Source organism: Streptosporangium sp. 'caverna', from assembly GCF_003203775.1.
Lineage (GTDB): Bacteria > Actinomycetota > Actinomycetes > Streptosporangiales > Streptosporangiaceae > Streptosporangium > Streptosporangium subroseum.
Genome location: NZ_CP029711.1, coordinates 2,119,410 through 2,145,191 on the forward strand (window position 1 = coordinate 2,119,410; position 25,782 = coordinate 2,145,191).

Annotated in this window: 20 protein-coding genes and 1 pseudogene; 13 read left to right on the forward strand and 8 right to left on the reverse strand. The window is 69.7% G+C overall.

Going from position 1 to position 25,782, the window contains the following annotated elements:
• Positions 1 to 181: 181 nt before the first annotated feature.
• From DKM19_RS09450 to DKM19_RS09475, 5 genes are all read right to left on the reverse strand, one after another.
• Positions 182 to 589, reverse strand: coding sequence for a Fur family transcriptional regulator (locus DKM19_RS09450; RefSeq protein ID WP_110695368.1), 408 nt, complete (start codon positions 587 to 589; stop codon positions 182 to 184).
• Positions 586 to 1,419 (reverse strand): metal ABC transporter permease, encoded by an 834-nt coding sequence (locus tag DKM19_RS09455; RefSeq protein WP_110705593.1) that lies wholly within the window; start codon positions 1,417 to 1,419, stop codon positions 586 to 588. Before DKM19_RS09455 ends, DKM19_RS09450 begins: the two co-directional genes overlap by 4 nt.
• Positions 1,416 to 2,195, reverse strand: coding sequence for a metal ABC transporter ATP-binding protein (locus DKM19_RS09460; RefSeq protein ID WP_369988431.1), 780 nt, complete (start codon positions 2,193 to 2,195; stop codon positions 1,416 to 1,418). Before DKM19_RS09460 ends, DKM19_RS09455 begins: the two co-directional genes overlap by 4 nt.
• 9 nt (positions 2,196 to 2,204) lie before the next feature.
• A complete protein-coding gene (locus tag DKM19_RS09465; RefSeq protein WP_204358721.1) occupies positions 2,205 to 3,140 on the reverse strand; it encodes a metal ABC transporter substrate-binding protein in 936 nt (311 codons plus the stop codon).
• A gap of 487 nt (positions 3,141 to 3,627) precedes the next feature.
• The gene (locus DKM19_RS09475; RefSeq protein WP_110695370.1) at positions 3,628 to 4,617 is read right to left on the reverse strand and encodes a 2-dehydropantoate 2-reductase; all 990 of its coding nucleotides are present in this window, start codon (positions 4,615 to 4,617) and stop codon (positions 3,628 to 3,630) included.
• A 285-nt stretch (positions 4,618 to 4,902) separates the two neighbouring features.
• Here DKM19_RS09475 and DKM19_RS09480 point away from each other — a divergent pair.
• The 7 genes and pseudogenes from DKM19_RS09480 to DKM19_RS09510 form a co-directional block, all read left to right on the forward strand.
• Positions 4,903 to 6,195, forward strand: a pseudogene (locus tag DKM19_RS09480) (molybdopterin molybdotransferase MoeA); the annotation flags it as partial.
• Between the two features lie 76 nt (positions 6,196 to 6,271).
• A complete protein-coding gene (locus tag DKM19_RS09485; RefSeq protein ID WP_110695372.1) occupies positions 6,272 to 7,963 on the forward strand; it encodes a thiamine pyrophosphate-binding protein in 1,692 nt (563 codons plus the stop codon).
• A 13-nt stretch (positions 7,964 to 7,976) separates the two neighbouring features.
• Complete coding sequence (gene frc / locus DKM19_RS09490; protein ID WP_110695373.1) at positions 7,977 to 9,200, forward strand: formyl-CoA transferase; 1,224 nt, start codon at positions 7,977 to 7,979, stop codon at positions 9,198 to 9,200.
• Positions 9,200 to 11,335, forward strand: a complete 2,136-nt coding sequence (locus DKM19_RS09495; protein WP_110695374.1) for an acetate--CoA ligase family protein — start codon at positions 9,200 to 9,202, stop codon at positions 11,333 to 11,335. Before frc ends, DKM19_RS09495 begins: the two co-directional genes overlap by 1 nt.
• 68 nt (positions 11,336 to 11,403) lie before the next feature.
• Positions 11,404 to 12,909 carry an Nramp family divalent metal transporter gene (locus DKM19_RS09500; RefSeq protein WP_239514170.1) on the forward strand — a complete coding sequence of 502 codons (1,506 nt, stop codon included), beginning with the start codon at positions 11,404 to 11,406 and terminating at the stop codon, positions 12,907 to 12,909.
• 8 nt (positions 12,910 to 12,917) lie between these two features.
• Complete coding sequence (locus DKM19_RS09505; RefSeq protein WP_110695375.1) at positions 12,918 to 13,466, forward strand: hypothetical protein; 549 nt, start codon at positions 12,918 to 12,920, stop codon at positions 13,464 to 13,466.
• Between the two features lie 58 nt (positions 13,467 to 13,524).
• Positions 13,525 to 14,574 carry a TerC family protein gene (locus DKM19_RS09510; RefSeq protein ID WP_110695376.1) on the forward strand — a complete coding sequence of 350 codons (1,050 nt, stop codon included), beginning with the start codon at positions 13,525 to 13,527 and terminating at the stop codon, positions 14,572 to 14,574.
• Positions 14,575 to 14,629: 55 nt separating this feature from the next.
• Here DKM19_RS09510 and DKM19_RS09515 read toward each other — a convergent pair whose 3' ends face one another.
• The 3 genes from DKM19_RS09515 to DKM19_RS09525 form a co-directional block, all read right to left on the reverse strand.
• On the reverse strand, positions 14,630 to 14,809 hold the full coding sequence (locus DKM19_RS09515; RefSeq protein WP_110695377.1) for a hypothetical protein: 180 nt from the start codon (positions 14,807 to 14,809) through the stop codon (positions 14,630 to 14,632).
• A gap of 1,028 nt (positions 14,810 to 15,837) precedes the next feature.
• On the reverse strand, positions 15,838 to 16,590 hold the full coding sequence (locus DKM19_RS09520; protein ID WP_110695378.1) for a GntR family transcriptional regulator: 753 nt from the start codon (positions 16,588 to 16,590) through the stop codon (positions 15,838 to 15,840).
• Between the two features lie 127 nt (positions 16,591 to 16,717).
• Entirely contained in the window at positions 16,718 to 18,091 is a 1,374-nt protein-coding gene (locus DKM19_RS09525; protein ID WP_162641384.1) for an MFS transporter, read from the reverse strand.
• 115 nt (positions 18,092 to 18,206) lie between these two features.
• Between DKM19_RS09525 and sucC the strand changes: the two genes are divergently transcribed.
• The 6 genes from sucC to DKM19_RS09555 all read left to right on the forward strand — a co-directional run bounded on the left by sucC (position 18,207) and on the right by DKM19_RS09555 (position 25,558).
• Positions 18,207 to 19,370, forward strand: a complete 1,164-nt coding sequence (sucC, locus tag DKM19_RS09530) for an ADP-forming succinate--CoA ligase subunit beta (protein ID WP_110695380.1) — start codon at positions 18,207 to 18,209, stop codon at positions 19,368 to 19,370.
• Between the two features lie 79 nt (positions 19,371 to 19,449).
• Complete coding sequence (gene sucD, locus DKM19_RS09535) at positions 19,450 to 20,433, forward strand: succinate--CoA ligase subunit alpha (RefSeq protein ID WP_110695381.1); 984 nt, start codon at positions 19,450 to 19,452, stop codon at positions 20,431 to 20,433.
• On the forward strand, positions 20,430 to 21,365 hold the full coding sequence (locus DKM19_RS09540; RefSeq protein ID WP_110695382.1) for a hydroxypyruvate isomerase family protein: 936 nt from the start codon (positions 20,430 to 20,432) through the stop codon (positions 21,363 to 21,365). Before sucD ends, DKM19_RS09540 begins: the two co-directional genes overlap by 4 nt.
• Before the next feature lie 39 nt (positions 21,366 to 21,404).
• On the forward strand, positions 21,405 to 22,274 hold the full coding sequence (locus tag DKM19_RS09545; protein WP_110695383.1) for a 2-hydroxy-3-oxopropionate reductase: 870 nt from the start codon (positions 21,405 to 21,407) through the stop codon (positions 22,272 to 22,274).
• Entirely contained in the window at positions 22,271 to 24,001 is a 1,731-nt protein-coding gene (gcl, locus tag DKM19_RS09550; RefSeq protein WP_204358722.1) for a glyoxylate carboligase, read from the forward strand. Before DKM19_RS09545 ends, gcl begins: the two co-directional genes overlap by 4 nt.
• A gap of 12 nt (positions 24,002 to 24,013) precedes the next feature.
• Positions 24,014 to 25,558: an aldehyde dehydrogenase family protein gene (locus tag DKM19_RS09555; RefSeq protein ID WP_110695384.1), complete on the forward strand. Its 1,545-nt coding sequence runs from the start codon at positions 24,014 to 24,016 to the stop codon at positions 25,556 to 25,558.
• Positions 25,559 to 25,782: the final 224 nt, after the last annotated feature.

The window sequence follows — 25,782 nt, forward strand, 5'->3', positions numbered from 1 at the left end:
GTCTCGGAAGCGTATCTCTCCGGCGAGCCATCGTGGCGCTCTCGCGGACCCGCATCGCCGAGGTCTCCCCGCCGCCTCGCGTCCGGCGGCGACCGTGGCGCTCGGGCGCCGGCGCTCCGCGGCCTCGCCGGGCATGGCGGTCGCCTCGAAGGCCTCCGCGTCCGGGGGTGCGGCCCGACGCTCAGAAGCTGCTCGACGCTCCAGCCATCTTGAGGGCTTCGGAGCAGGAGGCGCAGGTGCCGAAGATCTCGACCGTGTGGGTGATCTCGGTGAAGCCGTGTTCGGAACCGACCGTCTCGGCCCAGCGTTCCACCGCGGGTCCGGCCACCTCCACCGTCCGGCCGCACGTGCGGCAGACCAGATGGTGGTGGTGATGGCCACTGGCACAGGCCCGGTAAACCGACTCCCCGTCGTCGGTTCTGAGCATGTCGACATGACCGATGTCGGCGAGTGCCTGTAAAGCCCGATAAACCGTTGTAAGTCCAATTTTGGCGCCTTCTGCACGCATTTCTGCGTAGACATCCTGCGCACTGCGAAAACCTTCGCTCTGGCGCAGAATCGCATGGACGGCATCACGTCTGTTGCTCATAAGTTGGCCTCCTGTGGTCGGCTTCGGCGTACGAATCTACCGAGCCCGAGGGCGAGAACGAACCCTGCGAGGGCAACGATCACAATGATTGCGCCTGGCGGAACCTCGACATAGAACGAGGAGGTCAACCCGCCGACAGTAGCAATCATTCCGAAAAGCATAGAAAGCAGCATCGTGCTCCTGAAACCCCTGGTGAGCTGCTGACTTGTCGCCACGGGAACCACCATCAACGCGCTGACGAGAAGCAATCCAACCACACGCATGGCGATGACCACGGTCAGCGCGGCGGTGACGGCGATCAGCAAACTCAGGAAGCGCACCGGCAGGCCGCTGGCCTTGGCGACCTCCTCGTCCTGACAGAGCACATAGAGCTCGCGGCCGAAGAAGACGACCACGCCGAGCACGGCCACCGCCAGAACGCCGATGACCCACACGTCCTCCGTCGGGACGCTGCTGATCGAGCCGAACAGATAGGACATCAGCGTGGCGTTGCTGCCGCCGGGGGCGAGCGAGATCAGCAGCACGCCTCCGGCGATGCCGCCGTAGAACAGCAGCGCGAGCGCCACGTCGCCACTGGTCCTGCCGCGTGCGCGGACCAGTTCGATGGCCACGGCGCCGAGAACCGACACCACCACCGCGGTCAGCACGGGAGCCTGGTTGGTGAGGAAGCCGAGCGCCACGCCGGTCAGCGCGACGTGCCCGATGCCGTCACCCAGCAGGGCCAGGCGGCGCTGCACCATGAACGTGCCGATGGCGGGGGCGACCAGGCCGACCAGCAGGGCGGCGATCAGCGCCCGCCGCATGAAGTCGAACTGCAGAAGCTCGATCACGACGTGGGCCTCCATTCGAGCGGGCTCACGGGTGTCTCCGCGCAGTGGGGATGCACGTGGTCGTGGCCGGGCAGCGCGTGGGTGCCGACCGCCCGGGGCGGCGGGCCGTCATGGCAGACGAATCCGTCCCGGAGCACCACCGCGCGAGTGATCAGGGACTCCAGCGGGCCGAGCTCGTGAGCGACCAGCAGGACCGTTTTCCCCTGGTCGACGAGCCCGGACAGGGTGTCGGCGAGAAGCTGCTGGCTCTCGGAGTCGACGCCCGCCGTGGGTTCGTCCATGACAAAGGTGTCGGGCTCCCCGGCGAGGGCGCGGGCGATCAGCACCCGCTGCTGCTGCCCGCCGGACAGTGCCTGGACCGGGTCCGAGGCACGGTCGGTCATGCCGACGACCGCCAGCGCCCTGTCGGTCGCCTCACGGTCGGCCGCACCGGTCCGCCGGAGGCGTCGCTGTCTGGCGATCCTGCCGGAGGCGACGACCTCGCGGATCGTGGTCGGCACGCCGCCGCCCACCGAGAGCCGCTGCGGCACGTAGCCGATCCGCCACCACTCGCGGAACCGCGCGGGCGGAGTGTCGTAGAGCAGGGTCGTGCCGCCGGTCATGGGGATCAGGCCGAGCAGGGCGCGGATGAGGGTGGACTTGCCCGACCCGTTCGCGCCGAGCACGGCCACCACTTCGCCGGGCTTGACGGTCAGGTCTATGCCGCGCAACACCTGGCGGCGGTCCAGGCTGACCTGGCCGCCGATCATGGTGAAAACCGCTTGGTTGGATGTCACATGTGGCCTTTACGAGCAGCTGAGAGCCGCTTGAAGTGCGGTGAGGTTCTGGCGCATGGCGGACAGGTAGTCGCCGTTCGCCGGCTGGCTTTCGACCGGGTCGAGGACCGCGGTCTTGGCACCGACCTCCTGGGCGAGAACCTCGGCGACCTTTGGGCTGACGAGTGTCTCGGTGAAAATCGTAGTCACTTTCTCCTGCTTGGCCACTTTCGCCACTTCGGCGAGACGGGCGGGAGAGGGTTCGGCGTCCGGATCGAGGCCGCTGATCCCGACCTGGCGGAGCTTGTAGCGGTCGGCGAGATAGCCGAACGCGGCGTGGCTGGTGAAGATCGCGTCAGAGGCGCACGTGCTCAGGCCCTGGGCCATCTCGCCGTCCAGAGCGGTGAGGGCGGCCGCTGTTTTGGCCGCGCGGTCCTTGTAGCCCTGCGCGTGGGCGGGGTCGGCGGCGGCGAGTTTCTCGCCGAGCTGGGTCGCGACCGTCGCGAAGCGGGCCGGGTCGAGCCAGAGGTGGGGGTCATAGCTGACCTCGTGACCGTGTTCCTCTTGAGCATCGCCCTCGTGGCCCTCCTCGGCGACCGCAGGGAGGGTTTTGACCATGGTCGCCGCGTCGAAACCCCGGTCGGGGGCGTGCTCCTCGACCGCCTCGTCCACGGCGGGCTGGACACCTTTGATGTAGACGACGAGCCCGGTCTTCTCCAGCCCGGCCACCTGGGTCAGGGCCAGCTCCAGGTCGTGCGGCTCGGTGCCGGGCTTGGTCAGGCCGGTGACGGTCACATCGGGGCCGCCCACCTGCCCGGCGAGCCACTGCAGGGGATACATGGCGGCGGTGACGTCGGTCTTCTCTCCCTGTGAGCCGTCCGCCCGGGTGGCGGAGTCGGCCGGGTCGGCACCGCAGGCGGAGGTGGCGAGAACGGCGGTGAGTGCAAGCGGACCCGCGGTACGCATATAGATACGTCGGGAGAAGTCGGACATCATGAGTACCAGTATGCGCGTAAATGAAAATGGTTGTCAAAGTCGCACGTCAAGGTGCCCCGGGAAGACGCCCGCACGCCCGGGGAGGGTCTCGGGGTCTCCGGCGGACGTCAGAGAGCCCGGCCGGCGAAGGGGGCGAATCGCGGGCCGGGCTCTCGTCGTCGCGCCGGCGAACCGCCGTACCCCGGCGTCGACGGTCTGTGGGTGTTCTTGTCGGGTGGTGGGGGCGAGTGTCGCGGCGGGTGTCACGGCCCGGCGAGGATTCGGGCCGTGACACCCGCCGACGGAATCGGGCGGGCGGGGAGCCCGGGTTCAGTGATGATCCAGGTCAATCCGCCGCTCTCCGGTGTGGACGTTCATCGAGCTGCCCCTGACGAACCCGATGAGGGTGAGGCCCGCCTCGGCGGTCGGCGCCACGACCGGTGAGGAAGGAGCTGTATACGGTCTACGGTATTCCCTATTAGCTCGCCGCGACAAGGTTCTCCCGCACCTGCTCGTCGAGAAGGTCGGCGACCGCGTGGATCGCACGGAGCGTGGGGACCTCCGTCCCGGTGAGGTCGGCCAGTTCGACGACGGCGGCGAGGATCACGTCGAGCTCCAGGGGCTTGCCCTTCTCCAGGTCCTGGAGCGTGGAGGTCTTGTGCTCCCCGGCCCGCTCGGCGCCGGCGATCCTGCGTTCGATCGAGATCGCCGGGTCGCAGCCGACCCGGCGGGCCACCTCGACGGTCTCGCGCATCATGGAGACGACGAGGTCGCGCGTCCGCCGGTGGCGGCAGATGCCCGCCATCGTCGCCCGGGTGAGGGCGCTGATCGGGTTGAAGGCGATGTTGCCCATGAGCTTGATCCAGATGTCGCGTCGCAGGTCGGCCTCGACCGGGCACTTCAACCCGCCCTCGACCATGGCCTGGCTGAAGGCGACGCAGCGGGGGGAGAGGGAGCCGTCGGGCTCCCCTATGGAGAAACGGGTGCCCTCGAGGTGGCGGATCACGCCGGGCGCCTCGATCTCGGTCGCCGCGTAGACCACGCATCCGATCGCGCGCTCCAGTGGCAGTGCCGCGGTGACCGTCCCGCCGGGGTCGACGCTCTCGATCAGGTGGCCCTGGTAAGGGCCCGGCAGCCGATGGAAGTACCACCACGGGATGCCGTTCTGGGCCGCGATGATGCCGGTGGTCTCGTGGAGCAGGGGCTCGATCATGGGGCCGGCCGCCGCGTAGGAGTTGGCCTTCAGGCCGAGGAAGACGTGGTCCACCTTGCCGATCTCAAGGGGGTTGTCGGTGGTGTGGGGGTGGGCGGTGAAGTCTCCTCGCGGGCTCAGCACCCGCACGCCGGACTTCCGCATCGCCGCGAGGTGTTCGCCTCGGGCGATCAAATGCACCTCGGCACCGGCCCTGTGCAGGGCGGCGCCGACGTAGGCGCCGATAGCGCCGGCGCCAAGAACAGCGACTTTCACAAGTGACTCCGTTCTCGCGTCCATATTGCATTCGGTATACAGTATGGAAAAACGCCGGTCAAGGAGCCGCTGATGGTCATCATCCGGTCCGCCGTTCAAAGGATCTTCAAAGGTCAGGGCACACTCGGGGCGCCGCCAGGACGCTCGCGTGAGGGTCCCGGCGGGGAGCCGCCCGGGGGACCGCGCGAAGGTCAGGCCGGAGCGTCGTGCGCGGATCCGCCCTCCGGGACACGGCCGCCGCCCGCGGCGAGCGGGCATCGCGCCGGAGATGCCGGAGATACCGGGAGCCTCTCCTGGGAGTCCGCCCGCCGGGTGGCGGCGTCGGCCGCGGGGCCGCTTCCCGTCGCGGAGGTCCCCCTCCGGCTTGCGTACGGCCACCGCCTGGCGCGGCCGTTGCACGCCCTCGTTCCGGTCCCCGGGGCCGACGTGGCCGCCATGGACGGCTACGCGGTCGCGGGTGATCCGCCCTGGCGGGTCGTGGGCCTCGTGCTGGCCGGAGGGGCGGCCTTCGGCGCGGCACTCGTGCCGGGCACGGCGGTGGAGATCGCCACCGGTGCCCCCGTGCCGGAGGGCGCCGAGGCGGTGCTGCCCTACGAGGCGGCCGTGCGGGTGATCTCGCCGGCCGCGGAGCGGGCGAAGGTCGTCTCGGGGGTGATCGAGCCGGGGCGCCACATCCGCCGACGCGGCGAGGACTGCCCACAGGGGGCCGTCGTGCTCACCGCGGGGTCGGTCGTCACGCCCGCGGTCCTCGGTCTCGCGGCCGGGCTCGGGCACGACACGCTCCCGGTCAGGGCGAGACCCGTGGTGTCCGTGCTGGTCACCGGTGACGAGGTGGTCACCCGAGGGCTCCCGGGCCCCGGCCGGGTGCGTGACGCGATCGGGCCGATGCTGCCCGGCCTGGTCGAGTGGGCGGGAGGCCGGGCCGAGGAGCCGCTCTGGCTGCCCGACGGCGCCTCGGCCCTCGCCGCCGCGCTCTCGGGGGTCTCGGGGGCCGAAGGCGGCCCGCGGGGCGAGGTGGTCGTGGTGTGCGGCGCCTCCTCGAAGGGGCCCGCGGACCACCTGAGGGAGGTGCTCGCCGGGCTCGGCGCGGAGATCCTCGTCGACGGCGTCGCGGTGCGTCCGGGGCACCCGCAGCTTCTCGCCAGGCTCCCCGACGGGCGTCTGGCCGTCGGGCTTCCCGGAAATCCCTACGCGGCGCTGGTCGCCGCGCTGACGCTGCTCGTACCCGCGCTCAGGGCGCTCTCGGGAGAGCCGGAGATCCCCGGAGAGTCGGCTGCGCTGGTTGTGCCGGCCGGGCCGGACGAGCCGGTTGCGACGGCCGCGTCGCATGGGCCGGGCGAGTCGGTTGCGACGGCCGCGCCGGAGGTGACGGCCGCACCGGCCGGCTCGGTGCGGCCCCACGCCACCGACACCCGGATGGTCGCCGTACGGCGCTGTGCCCAGGGCGTGACGCCGGTCGGGCACGACCGGCCGGGATCGCTGTGGGGGGCGGCGCTCGCCGACGCGCTGGCGGTCGTGCCGCCCGGATGGGAGGGCGGACCGGTGGAGCTTGTGGCTCTGCCCGCACAAAGGGGCTAGACATCGCCCGACCGTGGGGGTAACCATTGCCCTCATACGGTATGCAGTATGGAGAACACAATCGAGAGGATCCAGAATGACCCAGCCAGCGGACACGGCACCGGAAACGATCTCCGGAGGTCACCTGGTGGCGAAGGCGCTGAAAGCGGAGGGGATCGATGTGATCTTCACGCTCTGCGGCGGCCACATCATCGACATCTACGACGGCTGCGTTGACGAGGGCATCGAGGTCATCGACGTCCGCCACGAGCAGGTGGCCGCGCACGCCGCCGACGGTTACGCGCGGATCACCGGCAAGCCGGGGTGCGCGGTTGTGACGGCGGGGCCGGGCACCACCGACGCGATCACCGGGGTGGCCAACGCCTTCAGGGCGGAGAGCCCCATGTTGCTCATCGGAGGTCAAGGGGCCCTCAGCCAGCACAAAATGGGCTCCCTACAGGATTTGCCGCACGTCGACATCATGACCCCGATCACCAAATTTGCGGCCACGGTCCCCTCGACCGAGCGGGTGGCGGACCTCGTTTCCATGGCCTTCAGGGAGTGCTTCAACGGAGCCCCGGGGCCGTCCTTCCTGGAGATTCCCCGCGACGTGCTCGACGCCAGCGTCCCGCTGTCCAAGGCGCGCATCCCCGAGGCCGGCCGCTACCGGGCCTCCACCCGCCAGGCCGGCGACCCCGAGGCGATCGAGCGGCTGGCCGACCTGCTGGCCCACGCCGAGAAGCCCTGCGTGCTGCTGGGCAGCCAGGTCTGGACCACCCGGGGCACCGACGACGCGATCGAGTTCGTCCGCGCCCTGAACGTGCCCGCCTACATGAACGGCTCCGCCCGCGGCACGCTGCCCCCCGGCGACCCGCACCACTACCAGCTCTCCCGGCGCTACGCCTTCAACAACGCCGATCTCATCATCATCGTCGGCACGCCGTTCGACTTCCGCATGGGATACGGCAAGCGCCTGTCGCCCACGGCGACCGTGGTCCAGATCGACCTCGACTACCGGACCGTCGGAAAGAACCGCGACGTCGACCTCGGCATCGTCGGCGACGCCGGGCTGATCCTCTCGGCCGCCGCCCAGGCGGCCTCCGGTCGCATCGAGAACGGCTCGGCCGGGCGCAAGGCGTGGCTGGAGGAGCTGCGCGCCGTCGAGACGGCCGCCTACGAGAAGCGGCTGCCCCGCCAGCTCTCCGACTCCAAGCCGATCGACCCCTACCGGCTCGTGCACGAGATCAACGAGTTCATCACCGAGGACAGCATCTACATCGGTGACGGCGGCGACATCGTCACCTTCTCCGGCCAGGTCGTCCAGCCCAAGTCCCCGGGCCACTGGATGGACCCCGGACCGCTCGGCACGCTCGGCGTCGGCGTCGCCTTCGCCATGGCCGCCAAGTACGCCCGGCCGGACAAGGAGGTGCTCTGCCTCTTCGGCGACGGAGCGTTCAGCCTCACCGGCTGGGACTTCGAGACCATGGTCCGCTTCAACCTCCCGTTCATCGGGGTCATCGGCAACAACTCCTCGATGAACCAGATCCGCTACGGCCAGGCCGCCAAATACGGCGACAACCGCGGCCGGGTCGGCAACACCCTCGGCGACGTCAGATACGACGAGTTCGCCCGGATGCTGGGCGGCCACGGCGAGGAGGTCAGGGACCCCGCGGACATCCGGCCGGCCCTGGAGCGGGCGCGTGAGTCCGGCAAGCCCGCGCTGATCAACGTATGGGTCGATCCGGACGTATACGCCCCCGGAACCATGAACCAGACCATGTACAAGTGAGGGAGAGCTCCCCATGAAGGCACTGGATGGTGTCCGCGTCCTCGACATGACCCATGTGCAGTCGGGTCCGTCCTGCACCCAGCTCCTGGCCTGGCTCGGCGCTGACGTGATCAAGCTGGAGGCGCCCTCGGGCGACATCACCCGCAAGCAGCTGCGCGACGTCCCCGGCGTCGACAGCCTCTACTTCACGATGCTGAACTGCAACAAGCGAAGCATCACCCTCAACATGAAGAGCGAGCGCGGCAAGGAGATCTTCACCAAGCTGGTCGCCGAGTCCGACATCCTCGTCGAGAACTTCGGCCCCGGTGCCGTCGACCGGATGGGCTTCCCCTGGGAGCGGCTCCAGGAGCTCAACCCCCGGCTGGTCTACGCCTCGATCAAGGGCTTCGGCCCGGGGCGCTACGCCGACTTCAAGGCCTACGAGGTGATCGCCCAGGCGATGGGCGGCTCGATGACCACCACCGGCTTCGAAGACGGGCCGCCGCTGGCCACGGGGGCACAGATCGGCGACTCGGGCACCGGCGTCCACGCCCTCGCCGGCATCCTGGCCGCCCTCTACCAGCGCGAGCAGACCGGCCGGGGCCAGCGCGTGCAGGTGGCCATGCAGCACGCCGTGCTCAACCTGTGCCGGGTGAAGCTCCGCGACCAGCAGAGACTCACCTCCGGCCCGCTGACGGAGTATCCCAACAAGACCTTCACCGACGAGGTCCCCCGTTCGGGCAACGCCTCGGGAGGCGGCCAGCCCGGCTGGGCCGTACGGTGCGCTCCCGGCGGTCCCAACGACTACATCTACGTCATCGTGCAGCCCGTCGGCTGGGCGCCGCTCGCCGGGATCATCGGACGCCCCGAGCTGGCCGACGACCCCGAGTGGGCCACCCCCGAGGCGCGGCTGCCCAAGCTCGACAAGATGTTCCAGCTCATCGAGGAGTGGAGCATCGGCCAGGACAAGTGGACGGTCCTCGACCGGCTCAACGCCGTCAGCATCCCCTGCGGGCCGATCCTGTCGACCAAGGAGCTGCTGGAGGACGAGAGCCTCAGGCGGGAGGGCGCGCTCGTCGAGGTCGACCATCCCGAGCGCGGCTCCTTCACGACGGTCGGCAGCCCGCTGCACATGTCCGACTCCCCGGTCGACATCACCAGCCCACCCCTGCTCGGCGAGCACAACACCGAGATCTACGCGGGTCTGGGCCTGACCGCCGAGGATCTGGCAGACCTGAAGACGAACGGAGTCATTTGATGACGCATGACCAGGCCGCCGTGCGAGAGGTGCTGGAGAAGGCCCGCGTGGAGGGCCGCACGGCGCTGACCGCCCCCGAGGGCAAGAGAATCTGCGACGCGTACGGCATCACGACGCCCGGCGAGGGGCTGGCGACCTCGGCGGACGAGGCGGTGTCCGTCGCGGAGGAGATCGGCCTGCCGGTGGTGCTGAAGATCGTCTCTCCCGACATCCTGCACAAGACCGAGGCGGGAGGCGTGCTCGTCGGCCTGCGCGACGCGGAGGCGGTGCGCGCCGGATACGACCAGATCATGGCCGCGGCGCGCGCCTACAACCCCGAGGCGGGCATCGACGGCATCCAGGTGCAGGCCATGGTCGGCGCCGGGCACGAGGTGATCATCGGCGCCGTCACCGACGACACCTTCGGAAAGATCGTCGCCTTCGGCCTCGGCGGCGTGCTGGTCGAGGTGCTCAAGGACGTGACCTTCCGGTTGGCCCCCCTTTCGGGTGATGATGCACTCGGGATGCTCGACGACATCAAGGCGGCCGAAGTGCTGCGTGGTGTCCGTGGTGCGGAGCCGGCGAACAGGGAGGCACTCGCGGACATGATCGAGCGGGTCGGCGCCCTGGTCGGCGACTTCCCGGAGATCGCGGAGGTGGACCTCAACCCCGTCTTCGCCACCGCGCACGGCGCGACGGCGGCCGACGTGCGGATCCTGCTCGCCGACGAGATCCCGCAGGAGAGGGTACGGCTGTCGCGCGAGGAGATCCTCGCCTCGATGAACCGGATCTTCAAGCCGCGGGCCGTCGCGGTGATCGGAGCGTCCGAGGAGACCGGGAAGATCGGCAACTCGGTCATGCGCAACCTGATCAACGGCGGCTACCGGGGCCACATCTACCCGATCAACCCGAAGTCCCCCGAGGTCCTCGGGCTGCCCGCCTACCGCAGCATCGCCGACGTGCCGGGCGAGGTCGACGTCGCGGTCTTCGCGATTCCCGCCAAGTTCGTGGCCGCCGCGCTGGAGGACGTCGGGCGCAAGGGTGTGGCGGGCGCGATCATGATCCCGTCCGGATTCGCCGAGACCGGGAACGTCGAGGGTCAGAACGAGATCGTCGAGATCGCCCGCAAACACGGCGTGCGGATGCTCGGCCCCAACATCTACGGCTACTACTACACCCCGGAAAACCTCTGCGCCACGTTCTGCACGCCGTACGACGTCAAGGGCGGTGTGGCGCTGACCTCGCAGAGCGGGGGCATCGGCATGGCCATCCTGGGCTTCAGCCGGTCGTCGGGCATGGGCGTGTCGGCGATCGTCGGGGTCGGCAACAAGGCCGACGTCGACGAGGACGACCTGCTCACGTTCTTCGAGCAGGACGACAACACCAACTGCGTGGCCATGCACCTGGAAGACCTCAAGGACGGGCGCGGGTTCGTCGAGGCCGCCCAGCGGATCATCCGCAACAAGCCGGTGATCGTGCTCAAGGCCGGGCGCACCGCGATGGGCGCCCGGGCGGCCGGTTCGCACACGGGCGCGCTGGCCGGCGACGACAAGGTCTACGACGACATCCTCCGCCAGGCCGGGGTCGTCCGGGCCCCGGGCCTCAACGACATGCTCGAATACGCGCGGTCGCTGCCGCTGATGCCCACGCCCCAGGGCGAGAACGTCGTCATCATCACCGGGGCGGGCGGCTCGGGAGTCCTGCTCTCCGACGCCTGCGTGGACAACGGACTGTCCCTCATGGAGATCCCGCCGGATCTCGATGAGGCCTTCCGCGCCTACATCCCGCCCTTCGGTGCGGCGGGCAACCCCATCGACATCACCGGTGGCGAGCCGCCCAGCACCTACGAGAACACGATCAGGCTCGGCCTGGCCGACCCGCGCGTCCACGCGCTGGTGATCGGCTACTGGCACACGATCGTGACCCCGCCGATGGTCTTCGCGGAACTGGTCGCGCGCGTGGTGGCCGAGGAGCGGGCCAAGGGCAACAACAAGCCCGTCGTGGCATCACTGGCAGGTGACACCGAGGTCGAGGAGGCCTGCGACCACCTGTTCGCCAACGGAGTCATCGCCTACCCCTACACGACCGAGAAGCCGGTGGCCGTGCTCGGCGCCAAATACCGCTGGGCACGGGCGGCAGGTCTGCTGCGCGGCTGATCGGGTCATGAGCTAGGGGGCGAATCGGGGCACTACCAGGATCAACCAACCCCCCAGGAGGTCCTCAGGTGGACACGTCAAAAACACCGGTGCCGGCGGAGGCCAGCCAGGTCAACGCCGCGCCGGGTCAGGAAGAACGAGTATGGCGGGCGGGCGGCCTGGAGCCGATGCCCATCCGCACCCTGCCCGATGCGCCCCCATCGATCCACATCCTCGGACCGACGGTGTTCCTCGTCGCCCTCGGCGTGGGCATGGGCGAGTCATACATGTGGCCCCGGCTCGTCCTGCTGTTCGGGCCCGAGATCCGCTGGCTGTTCCTCATCGGCGTCACCCTGCAGGCCGTGGTGATGCTGGAGATGGCCCGCTACGCCATGGCGACGGGGGAGAGCATCTTCTTCGGCGCCGCCCGGGTGTTCAAGCCCCTGATGTGGTTCTTCTTCGTCGTCGCGATACTCGTCTACATCTGGCCGGGTCACCTGTCGGCGGGTGCCGCGGCCCTGGAGCAGATAACCGGAATACCCTGGCTGGTCACAGCCTGTATAGGGCTGGTGCTGGTCGGCGTCGTCTTCAGCCTGGCAAAGGTGATCTACAACCTGCTGGAGAGCCTGCTGTCGATCCTGATCGGCACGCTTGTCGTCGGGACCGCCGTCGTGGCGGCGATGGTCGGCACCTGGGGCGACGTGACGAGCACGATCACCGGGATGTTCGCCTTCGGCTACCTGCCGGACCAGGCGCTCACCGCGGCCTGGTTCCCGGTCATCGTGGGCTCGATCGCCTTCGCGGGACCGTCCGGAATGCAGCAGATGTGGTACACCCTGCACCTGCGTGACTCCGGCGCCGGGATGGGCTCTCACATCCCGACCATCCGCGGCCTCCGGCACGCCGGTGAGGAAGAGGTCATGCCGGCGCGTGGCTTCATGTTCGACACCGACAACCCCGAGGAGATGCGCAAGTGGAAGGGATGGCGGCGCTGGGTCACCTTCGACGCCTTCCTGCTCTTCTGGGGCATCACGATGCTGGTGACGGTCTCCTTCACCGTGATCGCCCAGGCCGCGGCGAGGAACACCCCCGGGGTCCGCGCCGTGATCGAGACCGGTGACCGGGAGGTGGCGCTGAACGCGATGGCCAACTCCTTCGCCTCGGCCGGCAGCTCGGTTCTGGGCGCGGTCTTCCTCGGTTTCATCGCGCTGATCGGGCTGAACGCCACGCTCGGCCTGTTCGACTCCTTCTCCAGGGGTCAGGCGGACATGTCCTTCCACTTCGTACGCGGTGCGAAGAAGCTCGGGATGTCCCGCCTGTATGCGGCCTTCCTCTGGGGCGTCATCGGATTCGGCATCCTGATCCTGCTGTTCGGCCCCGCCGACGGCCCGAGCGGGATTCTCGACACGCTGGCCTTCCTGTCGACGTTCGCCATGGGCGCCTACTGCGTCACGCTGCTCCTGGTGAACAACCGCATGCTGCCCAAACCGATCCGGCCGAAGATCTGGACCAACCTGATCATCGGCTTCGGAGCGGTGTTCTACCTGGGAATGCTGTTCTACAGCCTGTTCGCCTTCGGCGTGGTCGTGGGTTGATCCGGCCGATGCGACACCTCACTGAACTCGCCCTTCCCGGGTCACTGATCGGAGTCGTCGCCGGTGCCATGGCAGGGGGGCTGACCCTGCTGGCGGGGCAGCCCGCCGGCTGGGCCGCGGTCTCCGCGCTGGCACTGGCCCTGGCCCTCGGGCTTCTCGGGACCGGATACAGCATGCTGCTGGGCCACGGCCTGTTCAGGCCCGGGGTGTTCGCCCCGGCCGGACTGTACTGGCTGGCCGGCTTCCCGCTGGCCCGGCTGTTCCAGGAGACCGTCACGGGCCTGACCATCCACGGGCAGATCTACCTGCCCGGAGGCGTGGGCGGTTTCCTGGCCTACCAGGCGATCGTGAGCCTCGGCTTCGCGATCGGCTTCATCTGGCTGCACGAGAGGCTCATGCCGCACTGGCTGATGCGTCTGAAGGGCAACCCGAAGGCGCGTGAGCTGCTCGCCACCTACGTCGTTCACGCCGAGTCGATGTGGACGGCCAAGGAGCGCCGCCGCGCTCAGATCCGCGCACAGAGAGCTCGGAATCGCGCGCAGAGAGGAGCGCGATGAGCATCGCCATCCGGGGGTGGCAGGTGAAAGAGCGCCGTCGGGCGCGGAAAGGAGCGCGATGAACCTCCCCACCTGGGTGTGGCTGGTCACGATCGCAGGGTTCATGCTCGTGCTGGCGGTCGACTTCTATCTTGTCGCGCGTAACCCGCGAGAGCCTTCCTTTCGCGAGTGCACATGGTGGGTGATCTTCTACGTACTTCTCGCCGGTGCCTTCGGTACGGGAATACTGCTGATCGGCGGACCCGCCCACGGCGGCGAGTTCTTCGCGGGCTGGATCACCGAATACTCGCTCAGCGTCGACAACCTGTTCGTCTTCCTGCTCATCATGAGCCGTTTCTCGGTGCCGACCCGCTACCGGCAGAAGGTGCTCCTGGTCGGGGTCGTCCTGGCCCTCCTCCTGCGGGGTGTCTTCATCGCGGCCGGTGCGGAGGCCGTGACCCGGTTCGACTGGCTCTTCTACATCTTCGGCGCCTTCCTCATCTACACCGCGTGGAAGCTGATAGGCCACGAGGACGAGGAGGCGGAGTTCTCCGAGAACATCGCGCTCCGCACGGTCAGGCGGATCGTCCCCACGACGGACGCCTATCACGGCTCGGCACTCGCCGTGAAGATCGACGGCCGCCGGGCCGTCACACCGATGCTGATCGTGATGGTGGCGATCGGGACCACGGACCTGTTGTTCGCCCTGGACTCGATCCCCGCCATCTTCGGGCTCACCAAGGAGCCCTACCTGGTGTTCACCGCCAACGCCTTCGCGCTGATGGGGCTGAGGCAGTTGTTCTTCCTGATCGGAGGGCTGCTGGATCGCCTGGTCTATCTCAGCAAGGGCCTGTCGATCGTCCTGGCCTTCATCGGTGTGAAGCTCGTGCTGGAGGCGCTGCACCACGACGGCGTCTCCTGGGCTCCGGAGATCCCCATCATGGTCTCGCTCGGGGTCATCGTCGGCACTCTGCTGATCACCGCCGTCCTCAGCCTGATCAAGTCGAGGGGCGACCGCAGTCGCGCCCTCGCCGACCCACCGGCCGGTTCCGGCCCGGGTGACCTGGCCGGCCAGGTCGATTCCACTGATCCGGACGGAAAGCGGAGCGAGGTTCACGCCGACGGCTGAGGCACGGATGGTCGTCGCGAGCGGGTGGTCTCCTCGGGGGAGGCCTCCCGCTCGCTCACTTGCGCACGTTGACCCTCTGCTCGGTCGTCCAGCGGCCCAGATGGCGCTCGGCGCCGTCGGCCGAGCCGTACTTCCGCATGGCCGTCGCGAGGCCGAGCCCCATCATCCGGCCGTCGGCGTTGTAGCCTCCGAACCTGTCGGAGAGAGAACGGAAGCGCCGAAGAAACGCTTTCATCGATCATCACCACCAATTCTGTTCTTAAGTATCTGCCCCGGGTGTTTCGTTGAAACAATCCGCGGGTGAACTCTGTGTCAACTGAGCTTGGCCGGCTCGCGCCGGGCCTTTCATCTGCGTCTTTCCAGCGTGAAAACCTCCGATTTCAATCCCGGGAGGGAAACGCGGCGGAGTGTCGCGCGGTTCGGTGGCGCGTTCGGCGACGGCGATGACCATGCCGCTCGCGCGCGCGAGCGGCAGTGCGCTTCCCGCCGGTCGGCGGTGCGTTCTCCGCGATCGGCGGAGAGGTGAAACGCCTGTGGAGGCGGTGTGAACCCGAATGGCGTGGGCCGGGCGGGCGGTTGTCGGTGAGGCGGGAGACCCGGTCCGTGAGGGACGGAATTTCCCGGGTTCGACATGGAGAGGATGCCGGTCGGGTTTAACCGGGTTGGAAATGGTCAGCTTGAGGTAGTCCGTCGCAAATGACCGATTCGCATCAGGCTGGTCGAAGTGGCTTGACGCGCGTTTGGTTTTTTGGAAATTCCCGAATCGCGACAGATCAATGAGAAGCGCCCCCGGTCGGCGGTCAGGCCGATCCGGGAATGGCCGACCAGCCTCAGGCCGGTTCGGGAATTGCTCGGCCCGCCCCAGGTTGGTTCGGCAACGGCCCGGCCCGCGTCAGGCCGGCCCGTGTCGTCTCGGGCGTGAGCCGGATCGGCTCACGCTGAGCGAGCTCGTGCCGGGTTCGGTCGCGCGCGGGGTCCGCACGGACCTGCTTGAACTCACGTCGGGTCCGGTACGTGTCCGGTCGACTCGCGCGGGGTCCGCACGGACCGCTTGAGCTCGCGTCGGGTTCGGGTACGTGTCCGGTCGGCTCGTGCCGGGTCCGCACGCGCTGCTCGAACTCGCTCGGGTCGGCGCGCACCAGAGCGAACGCGTCATATCGGTCCAGGTCAACATTGGTCCGGGTCAGCCCGGCCCGGACCGGCTCGGCGTGGGCCGGATCGCTCCGGATCGGCTCGGCGTGGGCCGGATCGCTCCGGATCGGGTCAGCTTGGGCTCAGTGAGCGCGGGCGCCTCCGGCGTGCGGCGGGTGCCTCGGGCTCGTCGGCTCCGTCCGGTTGGGACGTCCGCTGGTCGAGGTATGACGAGCGGGTGTGCTCGGTGTGGTCGCGCATGATCTGCGCGGCGCGCGTCTCGTCGCCCGCCTCGATGGCGTCGATCAGCAGCTCGTGCTCCTCCCAGGAGGCACGGCCGCGCTGGCGGGCCACCGGCGTGTGGTACCACCGGACGCGGCGGGAGACCTGGGATGCCAGCTCGGCCAGCACCTTGTTGCCGGAGAGCTCGGTGACCAGGGCGTGCAGGTCCGAGTTGGCCGCCACCGAGGTTTCGATGTCGTCGGCCTCCAGCGCGCTGAGCCCCCGCGCGCACAGCTCGCGGAGCCGTGCCACGCCGTCGGCCTCGCGGTTCAGGGCGGCCAGCCGTGCGGACTCGGTCTCCAGCAGCGAGCGTACGGCGAGCAGCTGGTCGGCCTCCTGCACGGTCGGCGCGTGGACGAACGCCCCGTGACCGGGACGCAGGTCTACCCAGCCCTCTCCGTTGAGCATCTGCAGAGCCTCGCGGACCGGCTGTCGGGAGACGCCCAGCAACTCCGCGAGATCGCTCTCCGCGAGATGCCGACCGGGGCTGAGACTGCCGTTGATAATGAGCTCCAGGATCGCCTCGAAGACGCTCTCCCGGAGAGTGGCCGGGCGCGGGATCTTGGGCGCCGCCCCCGAATTCGCCAATTCCGACCGCACCATGTGTGTTCAGCTCCAGGATGAGACGACCCGGCCCCCCTTTGTTTGGATGGCCTATTGTCTGTCGTCGACTGCCTACAGTATACAGTTCAGGGTGGACTCTCCGTGGTGAGCCTGATCACATCATCGCTCATCGCGGGAGTGTGACCGGGTGACCCGGCTGACGCAGTGTGACACTGAGGACCGCGGCGGCCAGCACCACTGCCGCGGCGAGGAAGAGAACCGCCGCGTGATCCGACACGGTCAGTGCGAGGCCCGCGAGGCCGACGCCGACCAGTCCGGCGACCGCCTTGGCGCTGTAGACCACGCCGTTGATCGGAGCGGTGTGCTCCTCGCCGAAGTATTCGCGCACCAGGCTGGCGATGAGTGGGTAGAACGCCCCCCCACCGAAGCCGGCGGGCACCGTCGCCACCAAAAGCATAGCTTCCGATCCTGTCACGGCACCCCAGGCCAGGAGTAACTGTCCGAGGGTGAGCAGCGCGAGGACGGCGCTGAGGGTGCGTCCGCGCCCGGCGACCTCGGCGGCGAGCATCGCGCAGGCGCGGCCGACGCCGTTCAGCACCAGCAGCAGCGCCACCGCGGCCCAGGGCGCCACACCGCCGAAGATCGCACCGGCGATCTCGGGCGTGGTCGCCACACCGCTCAAGGTCGCACCGGCGATCTCGGGCGTGGTCGCCGAGGGCACCAGGGCGCCGGAGGTCGCCAGGGCGATCACGTCGAAGATGGAGACCGCGCCCGCGCAGACCAGGATCGACACCAGTGTGGGCAGCGAGCCCGTCCGCAGCGCCTGGCCCAGGGAGAACTGCCGCACCGCCCGGGGCTCCCTGCGCAGCGCCATTCTGTCGAGGGCCCAGATGCGCGGGTCGAGGTGCGAGGGCCACCAGTTCCTGGGCGGCAGGCGCACGAACACCGCCGCCGCGCCCACGGCCGCCCAGGCGACGACCGCCGCCGCCACGAACAACGGCTGGAGGCCACGCCCGTCGAGGCCGATCGCCACCGCGAGCGGGGCGGTGCCGTAGGCGAAGGCCCCGGTCGTGAAACCCACGCGCGCGGCCGGGCGCTCGGGATACCAGCGGGCCACGGCCTCGGTGCACGCGCCGTACACCAGGCCGGCGCCCACGCCGCCGAGCAGCGCGTAGCCGGCGATGATCGTCGGGAGGTCGCGGGCCAGGGCCACGGTGAGCAGCGCCGCTCCGCTGAGCAGGCCCCCGGCCCACAGCGCGACGCGGATCCCGAGCGCGCCGCGCCGCAGGAGGAGGGCTGCGGGCAGGGCGACGGCGGCCTGGCAGACGATCCAGACTGCCAGCGGTGTCAGGGTCGCGATCGCCGACCATCCGTGTGTCTCCAGCAGAGCGGGCACGGCGGCGGCGTAGCCGTACTGCATGGGGCCTATGGCGGCCATGGCCGCCCAGGGGAGCCAGAACATCCATGACCTGGGGCGGTTGATCAGTTCTTGCGGGGTGTCGCCGACGAGATAGTCACGCCCGCGCCAGTCTCGGATCAATTGAGTTTTTTCCATACTGTATGGAATATCCGCCGCGGATGGTCCTTGTCGAGGTCTGGACGGCCAGATTTCCATACGGTATACCGTCTACAAGAACCGTATTCAGGGAGGCCGCGTGGACCTGTTCGAGTACCAGGCGAAGGAGCTCTTCGCACGGCACGGGGTTCCCGTCCCCGAAGGCGCGGTCGCGGGGACTCCTGAGGACGCCCGCCGGATCGCGACGGACCTGGGAGTCCCGGTGGTCGTCAAGGCCCAGGTGAAGACCGGCGGCCGGGGCAAGGCCGGGGGCGTGCGGGCCGCCCCCGGCCCGGCCTCCGCGGAGGACGAGGCGCGGCGGATCCTCGGCATGGACATCAAGGGCCACATCGCGGAGACCGTGCTGGTGGAGTCGGCCACAGTCGCCGTGGAGGAGTACTACGCCGCCTATCTCGTCGACCGGGCCAACCGGTGTTTCCTCGCCATGGCCTCGACCGAGGGCGGCATGGACATCGAGGAGGTCGCCGCCAACCGGCCGGAGGCGCTGATCAGGATGGAGATCGACCCCCTGACCGGGATGACCGCGAGCGCCGCGCACGAGCTCCTGTCGCGCGCGGGGTTTCCGGCCGAGGTCCGGGAGTCCGCGGCCGAGGTGCTGGTCAGCCTCTGGCGGGTCATGGTGGAGGAGGACGCCCTCCTGGTGGAGGTCAACCCGCTGGCCTGGACCGCCGGCGGCGCGATCCTCGCCCTCGACGGCAAGGTCAGCCTGGACGCCGGGGCCGCGTTCCGCCACGACCACGCGGCGCTCGCCGGTCAGGAGGGAGACGGCGGGCTCGAGTCCCGCGCCCACGCCAAGGGCCTGAACTACGTCAAGCTCGACGGCCAGGTGGGCGTCGTCGGCAACGGCGCGGGCCTGGTGATGAGCACCCTCGACGTCGTCGCCCAGGCCGGTACGCGTTTCGGCGGCGTCCGCCCGGCCAACTTCCTCGACATCGGAGGCGGGGCCTCGGCACAGGTCATGGCCGACAGCCTGGAGATCATCCTTTCCGATCCCGACGTCAGGTCGGTCCTCGTCAACGTCTTCGGCGGCATCACGGCCTGCGACGCGGTCGCCGACGGCATCGTCTCCGCCCTCGAACTGCTCGGCGACCGCGGCCTGGGCCGCCCCATCGTCGTACGGCTCGACGGCAACAACGCCGAGCTCGGCCGCCAGATCCTCAGCCAGGCCGGACATCCGGCGGTCCACCAGATCACGACCATGGACGGCGCCGCCGACGAGGCCGCCAGGCTCGCGGCGGCATGAGCCGGCCGACCACCAGACACGGCCAGCCCGCGGATCCGGCAGACGGAGGGCACGCGGGCGCTGAGAGGGAGTGGCAATTATGGCGATCTTCTTGACCGGCGACAGCAGGGTGGTCGTGCAGGGCATGACCGGCTCGGAGGGGAAACGGCACACGGCGAGGATGCTCGCGGCGGGCACCGACGTGGTCGCGGGGGTCACGCCCGGCAAGGGCGGCGGCACGGTCGACTTCGCCGAGCGGCAGGTTCCGGTGTTCGGAACGGTCGCCGAGGCGATCGCCGAGACCCGGGCGGACGTGTCGGTGGTCTTCGTACCGCCGAGGTTCGCCAAGGCCGCGGTCATCGAGGCGATCGACGCGGGGATAGGCCTCTGCGTGGTGATCACCGAGGGCATCCCCGTCCACGACACGCTGACCTTCTGGGCGCACGCCCGGGCCGCCGGCGGCAGGACCCGCGTCATCGGCCCCAACTGCCCCGGGCTGATCAGTCCCGGCGCCTCCAACGCGGGCATCATCCCGGCCGACATCACCAGCGCCGGCCGGATCGGCCTGGTGTCGAAGTCGGGCACGCTGACCTACCAGCTCATGTACGAGCTGCGCGACATCGGGTTCTCCACCGCGGTCGGCATCGGCGGCGACCCGGTCATCGGCACCACCCACATCGATGCCCTGCAGGCCTTCCAGGACGACCCGGGCACCGACGCGATCGTGATGATCGGGGAGATCGGCGGAGACGCCGAGGAGCGTGCCGCCGCCTACATCGAGCAGCACGTGACCAAACCGGTCGTCGCCTACGTCGCGGGCTTCACCGCCCCCGAGGGCAAGACCATGGGCCACGCGGGCGCGATCGTGTCCGGCTCGGCCGGCACCGCGCAGGGCAAGAAGGAGGCTCTGGAGAAGGTCGGCGTCCGCGTCGGCAGAACCCCGAGCGAGACCGCCCGCCTCATGCGCTCGGCGCTGGCCCAGCTCGGCACCGGCATCGACACCGGCACCGGCACCGGCACCGGCGTCGGTGCCGGTGCCGGTGAGGCCTCACTGGCGGCCGTGGCGTCCGGGGAGGCGCCGTGAAGTTCGACGTCAACCTCTCCATCCTCTTCACGGAGCTGCCGCTCCTGGAGCGGCCCGCCGCCGCGGCCAAGGCGGGGTTCGACGCGGTCGAGCTCTGGTGGCCCTTCGACCGTCCCTGCCCGGCCGACCGCGAGATCGACGCCCTGCGGCGCTCGATCGAGGACGCCGGGGTGCGCCTGGTCGGCCTGAACTTCGACGCGGGAGACATGGCGGCGGGCGACCGCGGCCTGCTGTCCAGGCCCGACGGATCCGCGCGGTTCCAGGCCAACATCGACGTCGCGGTGGGCCTGGCCGGCGCGCTCGGCTGCCGGGTGCTCAACGCCCTCTACGGCAACGGCGTGCCCGAGCTGTCCCCGGACGCCCAGCACGACCTGGCGCTGTCCAACCTGTCGCGGGCGGCCGAGGCGGCGGACCGGATCGGGGCCACGGTCGTGGTCGAGGCGCTCAACTCCTACGAGAGCCCCACCTACCCGATCACGTCCTCCGCCGCGGCCTTCGAGGTGATCGACCGGGTGGGCGCCGCCAACGTGGCCTTCCTCGCCGATCTCTACCACCTCCATCGCATGGGCGAGGACGTGCTCGACCTCATCGACGCGAGCGCCGGCAGGTTCGGCCACGTGCAGATCGCCGACGACCCCGGGCGGGGCCGGCCGGGCACCGGCGCCATGCCGTACGACCAGATCCTCGAGCGCCTGGACGCCTCGGCGTACCGGGGGCCCGTCGGGCTCGAATACCGCCCCGACGGCCCGAGCGCGGAGAGCTTCGGGTGGGCGGACCGATGGATGCCGGACGGGCCGGCGAGCGGAGCGGACGCCCGGGGAGCCCTGGACGGCCGGAACTCCCAAGGCGTCCAAGAAGGCCGGGGAGCCCGGGATACCCAAGACACCCGGGACGCACAGCCGTCCGCGGAGCAGGCGAAGAGCGGTGAGTGACCGATGAGTGCGGAGCGTGGAAGGAATGGTGAGTCGCTGATGAACATCGGATTCATCGGTCTCGGGATCATGGGCAGCCCGATGGCCGCCAACCTGGTCCGGGCCGGGCACACCGTCGTCGGCTACGACATGAGCGCGGACCGGATGGACGCGCTCGCCGAGGCCGGGGGCAAGTCCGCGGGCAGCGTGGCGGAGACCATCGCGCAGGCGGAGGTCGTGATCACCATGTTGCCGGACTCACCCCAGGTGGAGGAGGTGACCTTCGGCGAGGACGGACTGCTGGAGCATGGCAGGGCCGGTCTGATCCACCTCGACATGAGCACCGTGAAGCCGGAGACCTCACGCAGGGTCGCGCAGGCCGCGGCCGTCAAGGGGATCGCCGCACTCGACGCTCCGGTGAGCGGCGGAGAGCGCGGCGCGGTCGACGGCACCCTTTCGATCATGGTCGGCGGGCGTCCCGAGGACTTCGCGGCCGTCCGCCCGATCCTGGGGGTCGTGGGCACGACGATCGTGCACGTCGGGCCCTCGGGGGCCGGGCAGACGGTGAAGGCGGCCAACCAGCTCGTCGTCGGAGGGATCTACGGCCTGGTCGCCGAGGCGATCGTGCTGCTCGAGGCCTCGGGGGTCGATCCGAACAGCGGGCTCGACGTTCTGGCGGGCGGGCTGGCGGGCTCCCGGATCCTCGACCTCAAACGGCAATCCATGATCAAGCGGGAGTTCGCCCCCGGATTCCGCATCGACCTGCACCACAAGGACATGGGCATCGCGATCGCCGCCGCACGGGAGGCGGGCGTCTCGCTCCCGCTCACCGGCCTGGTCGCCCAGCTCATCGCCGCCGCCCGTGCCCAGGGGCACGGATCGCTGGACCACTCCGCCCTGCTCAAGGTGATTGAAAGGATCAACCGGTGAAGCGGATCCCCTGCATGGAGGCCGTGGTCGCCGTCCTGGAGTCCGAGGGCGTCGACACCGTCTTCGGCATTCCGGGCGCGGCCATTCTCCCTCTCTACGCCGCACTTCAGCACAGCGACATACGGAACATCACCGTCCGGCACGAAGAGGGCGGCACGCACGCGGCCGACGGCTGGGCACGCGTCACGGGCAACGTCGGCGTCTGCATCGGCACCTCGGGCCCGGCCGGCACCAACATGATCACCGGTCTCTACACCGCGCTCGCCGACTCGATCCCGATGATCTGCATCACCGGACAGGCGCCCCGGGCCAAGCTGCACCAGGAGTCGTTCCAGGCGGTCGACATCGTGGAGATCGCCAGGCCGGTCACCAAGTGGGCGGTCCAGCTCAAGGAGCCGGCCCAGGCGCCCTGGGTGTTCAGGGAGGCCTTCAGGATCGCGCGGTCGGGACGGCCGGGCCCCGTCCTCATCGACCTGCCGATCGACGTGCAGCGCGGCACCTGCCTGTACGACCGGGAGATCGACAGCCCGTTCTCCGTGGAGGTTCCCGAACCCCAGCCGGCGTCCGTCAGAGCCGCGATCGACATGCTCATGGGCGCGTCACGGCCGCTGATCCTGGCCGGTGGAGGGGTCGTCATCGCCGATGCCGCCGCCGAGCTCCGCGCGCTGGCCGAGCATCTGCAGATCCCCGTCCAGGTGACGCTGATGGGCAAGGGATCCTTTCCCGAGGACCACCCCCTCTTCGCGGGCATGGCGGGCATCCAGACCCAGACACGCTGGGGCAACGCGGCTCTGCTGGAGAGTGACCTGGTCCTGGCGGTGGGCGCCCGGTTCGGCGACCGGCACACCGGCGACCTGGAGACCTACCGGAAGGGGCGCAAATTCATCCACGTCGATATCGAACCCACTCAGATCGGGCGGGTCTTCGAGCCCGACCTGGGGGTGGTCGGCCATGCCCGGCCCACGCTGGCGGCCATGGGCCAGGAGGCGCGCCGCCGTACCAAGGAGCGCGCTCCCGGACGGTGGCCCGAGCGGGTCACCGAGCTGCGCCGGACGCTGCTCCGGCGCGACGACTTCGACGACGTGCCGATCAAGCCGCCGCGGGTCTTCCGTGAGATCAACGACTACTTCGGCCCCGACACGACGTTCGTCACCGCGATCGGCCTCTACCAGATCTGGTCGGGACAGTTCCAGAAGACCTATCTGCCGCGGCGCTACCTGGTCTGCGGGCAGGCGGGACCGCTGGGCTGGGAGGTGCCCGCCGCGATGGGGGTCAAGTGCGCCTTCCCCGAGCGCCAGGTGGTGGCCGTCGCGGGCGACTACTCCTTCCAGTTCCTGATGGAGGAGATCGCGGTGGCCGCCCAGTACCGCATCCCCTTTGTCATCGTGATGATCAACAACGAGTATCTGGGTCTGATCCGGCAGGCAGAAATGCCCTACGACATGAATTACGCGGTCGACCTACACTACGGGGAGGGCGGCGTCGACCACGTGAAACTCATGGAGGCGTTCGGCTGCCCGGCCCGGCGTGTCGAGCAGCCGGGTGACATTCGTGACGCGCTGGCCTGGGCCTCGGCCGAATCCGAGCGCGAGCGCCTCCCCGTACTGGTCGAGGTGATGGTCGAGCGCGAAGCCAACGCGGCCATGGGCGCCTCTCTCAACACGATCAAGGAATTCGAGCCGCTGCCCGAGCAGGAACTCGCCCTGGCCATCGACTGGTCCGACTGAGAAGAGGAATCCATGTCGTTCATGCTCAAGCCTGGCACGGCCTGGTCCGACGCCTACGACCGGTGCGTGTCGGCGGTGCCCGAGGCGTTCCACGACGATCGAGTCCTCAACCACTGGGGCGGTTTCTGGCAGCGCGACGGCCGTCCGTCGCCCGGCGTCTCGCCGGTCGACGGAACCGCCATCGCCGGGCCGCCCCGGCTCGACCGGGCCGTGGCCTCCCGCGCGGTGCAGGCGAGCCTCGACGAGCACCGCCTGTGGCGGCACGTTCCGCTCGCCGAGCGTAAGGCGCGTGTCACGGCGGCGCTGGAGGCGATGACCGCCCACCGCGACCTGCTGGCCCTGCTGCTGGTGTGGGAGATCGGCAAGCCGTGGAAGCTGGCGACCGCCGACGTCGACCGGTGCATCGAGGGGGTGCACTGGTACGTGGCCGAGATCGACCGGATGGTCGCGGGCCGGACCCCGCTGCACGGGCCGGTCAGCAACATCGCCAGCTGGAACTACCCGATGAGCGTGCTGATGCACGCCATGCTCGTACAGGTCCTCGCGGGCAACGCGGTCATCGCCAAGGCGCCCACGGACGGCGGCCTGGCCTGCCTCACCCTCGCCTGCGCCCTGGCCGCCAGGGAGGGGTTGCCGATCACCCTGGTCAGCGGGGGAGGGGCCGAGCTCTCCCCGGCACTGGTGCGCGGCAAGGAGCTGGGCTGTGTCTCCTTCGTCGGCGGGCGCGACGCCGGCGGGCAGGTGGCCACCTCGCTCGCCGATCTCGGGCACCGGCACGTCCTCGAACAGGAGGGGCTCAACTGCTGGGGGGTGTGGGAGTACGGCAACTGGGAGCTGCTGACCGGGCAGATCCGTAAGAGCTTCGACTATGCCAAGCAGCGCTGCACGGCCTACCCGCGCTTCGTGGTCCAGCGTTCGCTGTTCCACGAGTTCCTGGCCGCCTACCTGCCGGCGATCCACTCCGTGCGGTTCGGCCACCCGCTGGCCGTGGAGGCCCCCGATGATCCGCTACCGGATCTCGACTTCGGCCCGCTGATCACCAACGCGAAGGTCAAGGAGCTCGCCGACCAGATCGACGAGGCGGTGGCCAAGGGCGGGGTGCCCCTGTACCGGGGGTCCCTCGACGACGGCCGCTTCCTTCCCGGCCAGGACACCTCCGCGTACCTCGCACCCGTCGCCATCCTCACCCCGCCCCGCTCGTCGCCGCTGTTCCACGCCGAGCCGTTCGGGCCGGTCGACACCATCGTGCTGGTCGACACCGAGGCCGAGCTGCTGGCCGCGATGAACGCCAGCAACGGAGCGCTGGTCGCCACGATCTCCTGCGACGAGGAGGAGACGGCCAGACGGCTGGCCTCCGAGGTGCGGGCGTTCAAGGTGGGCGTCAACGTGCCGCGCTCGCGCGGCGACCGCGAAGAGCTGTTCGGCGGCCTCGGCGCGTCGTGGCGGGGCGCGTTCGTGGGTGGCGAGCTGCTTGTCCGGGCCGTCACCCAGGGGCCCGACACGGAGCGTCTGCCGGGCAACTTCCCCGGCTACACGATGCTGCCGCCCTCCGGCTAGCCGACCAGCCACCAGGCCGTCCGGAGCCCGGCCAGAGCACACCCTCGCCCTGGCCGGCCGCTCCGGCTGAGCGGTACGGCGTCCGGCCGTACCGCTCAGAGGTCGTGGCGCTCAGCGCTGAGAGGTCGTACCGCTCAGAGGACGTGGCGCTGGGAGCGTCCAGAGGTCGCGGCACCGAGAGGTCGCGGTGCTGAGCGTTGAGAAAGTCGTACGCTCGGAGGCCG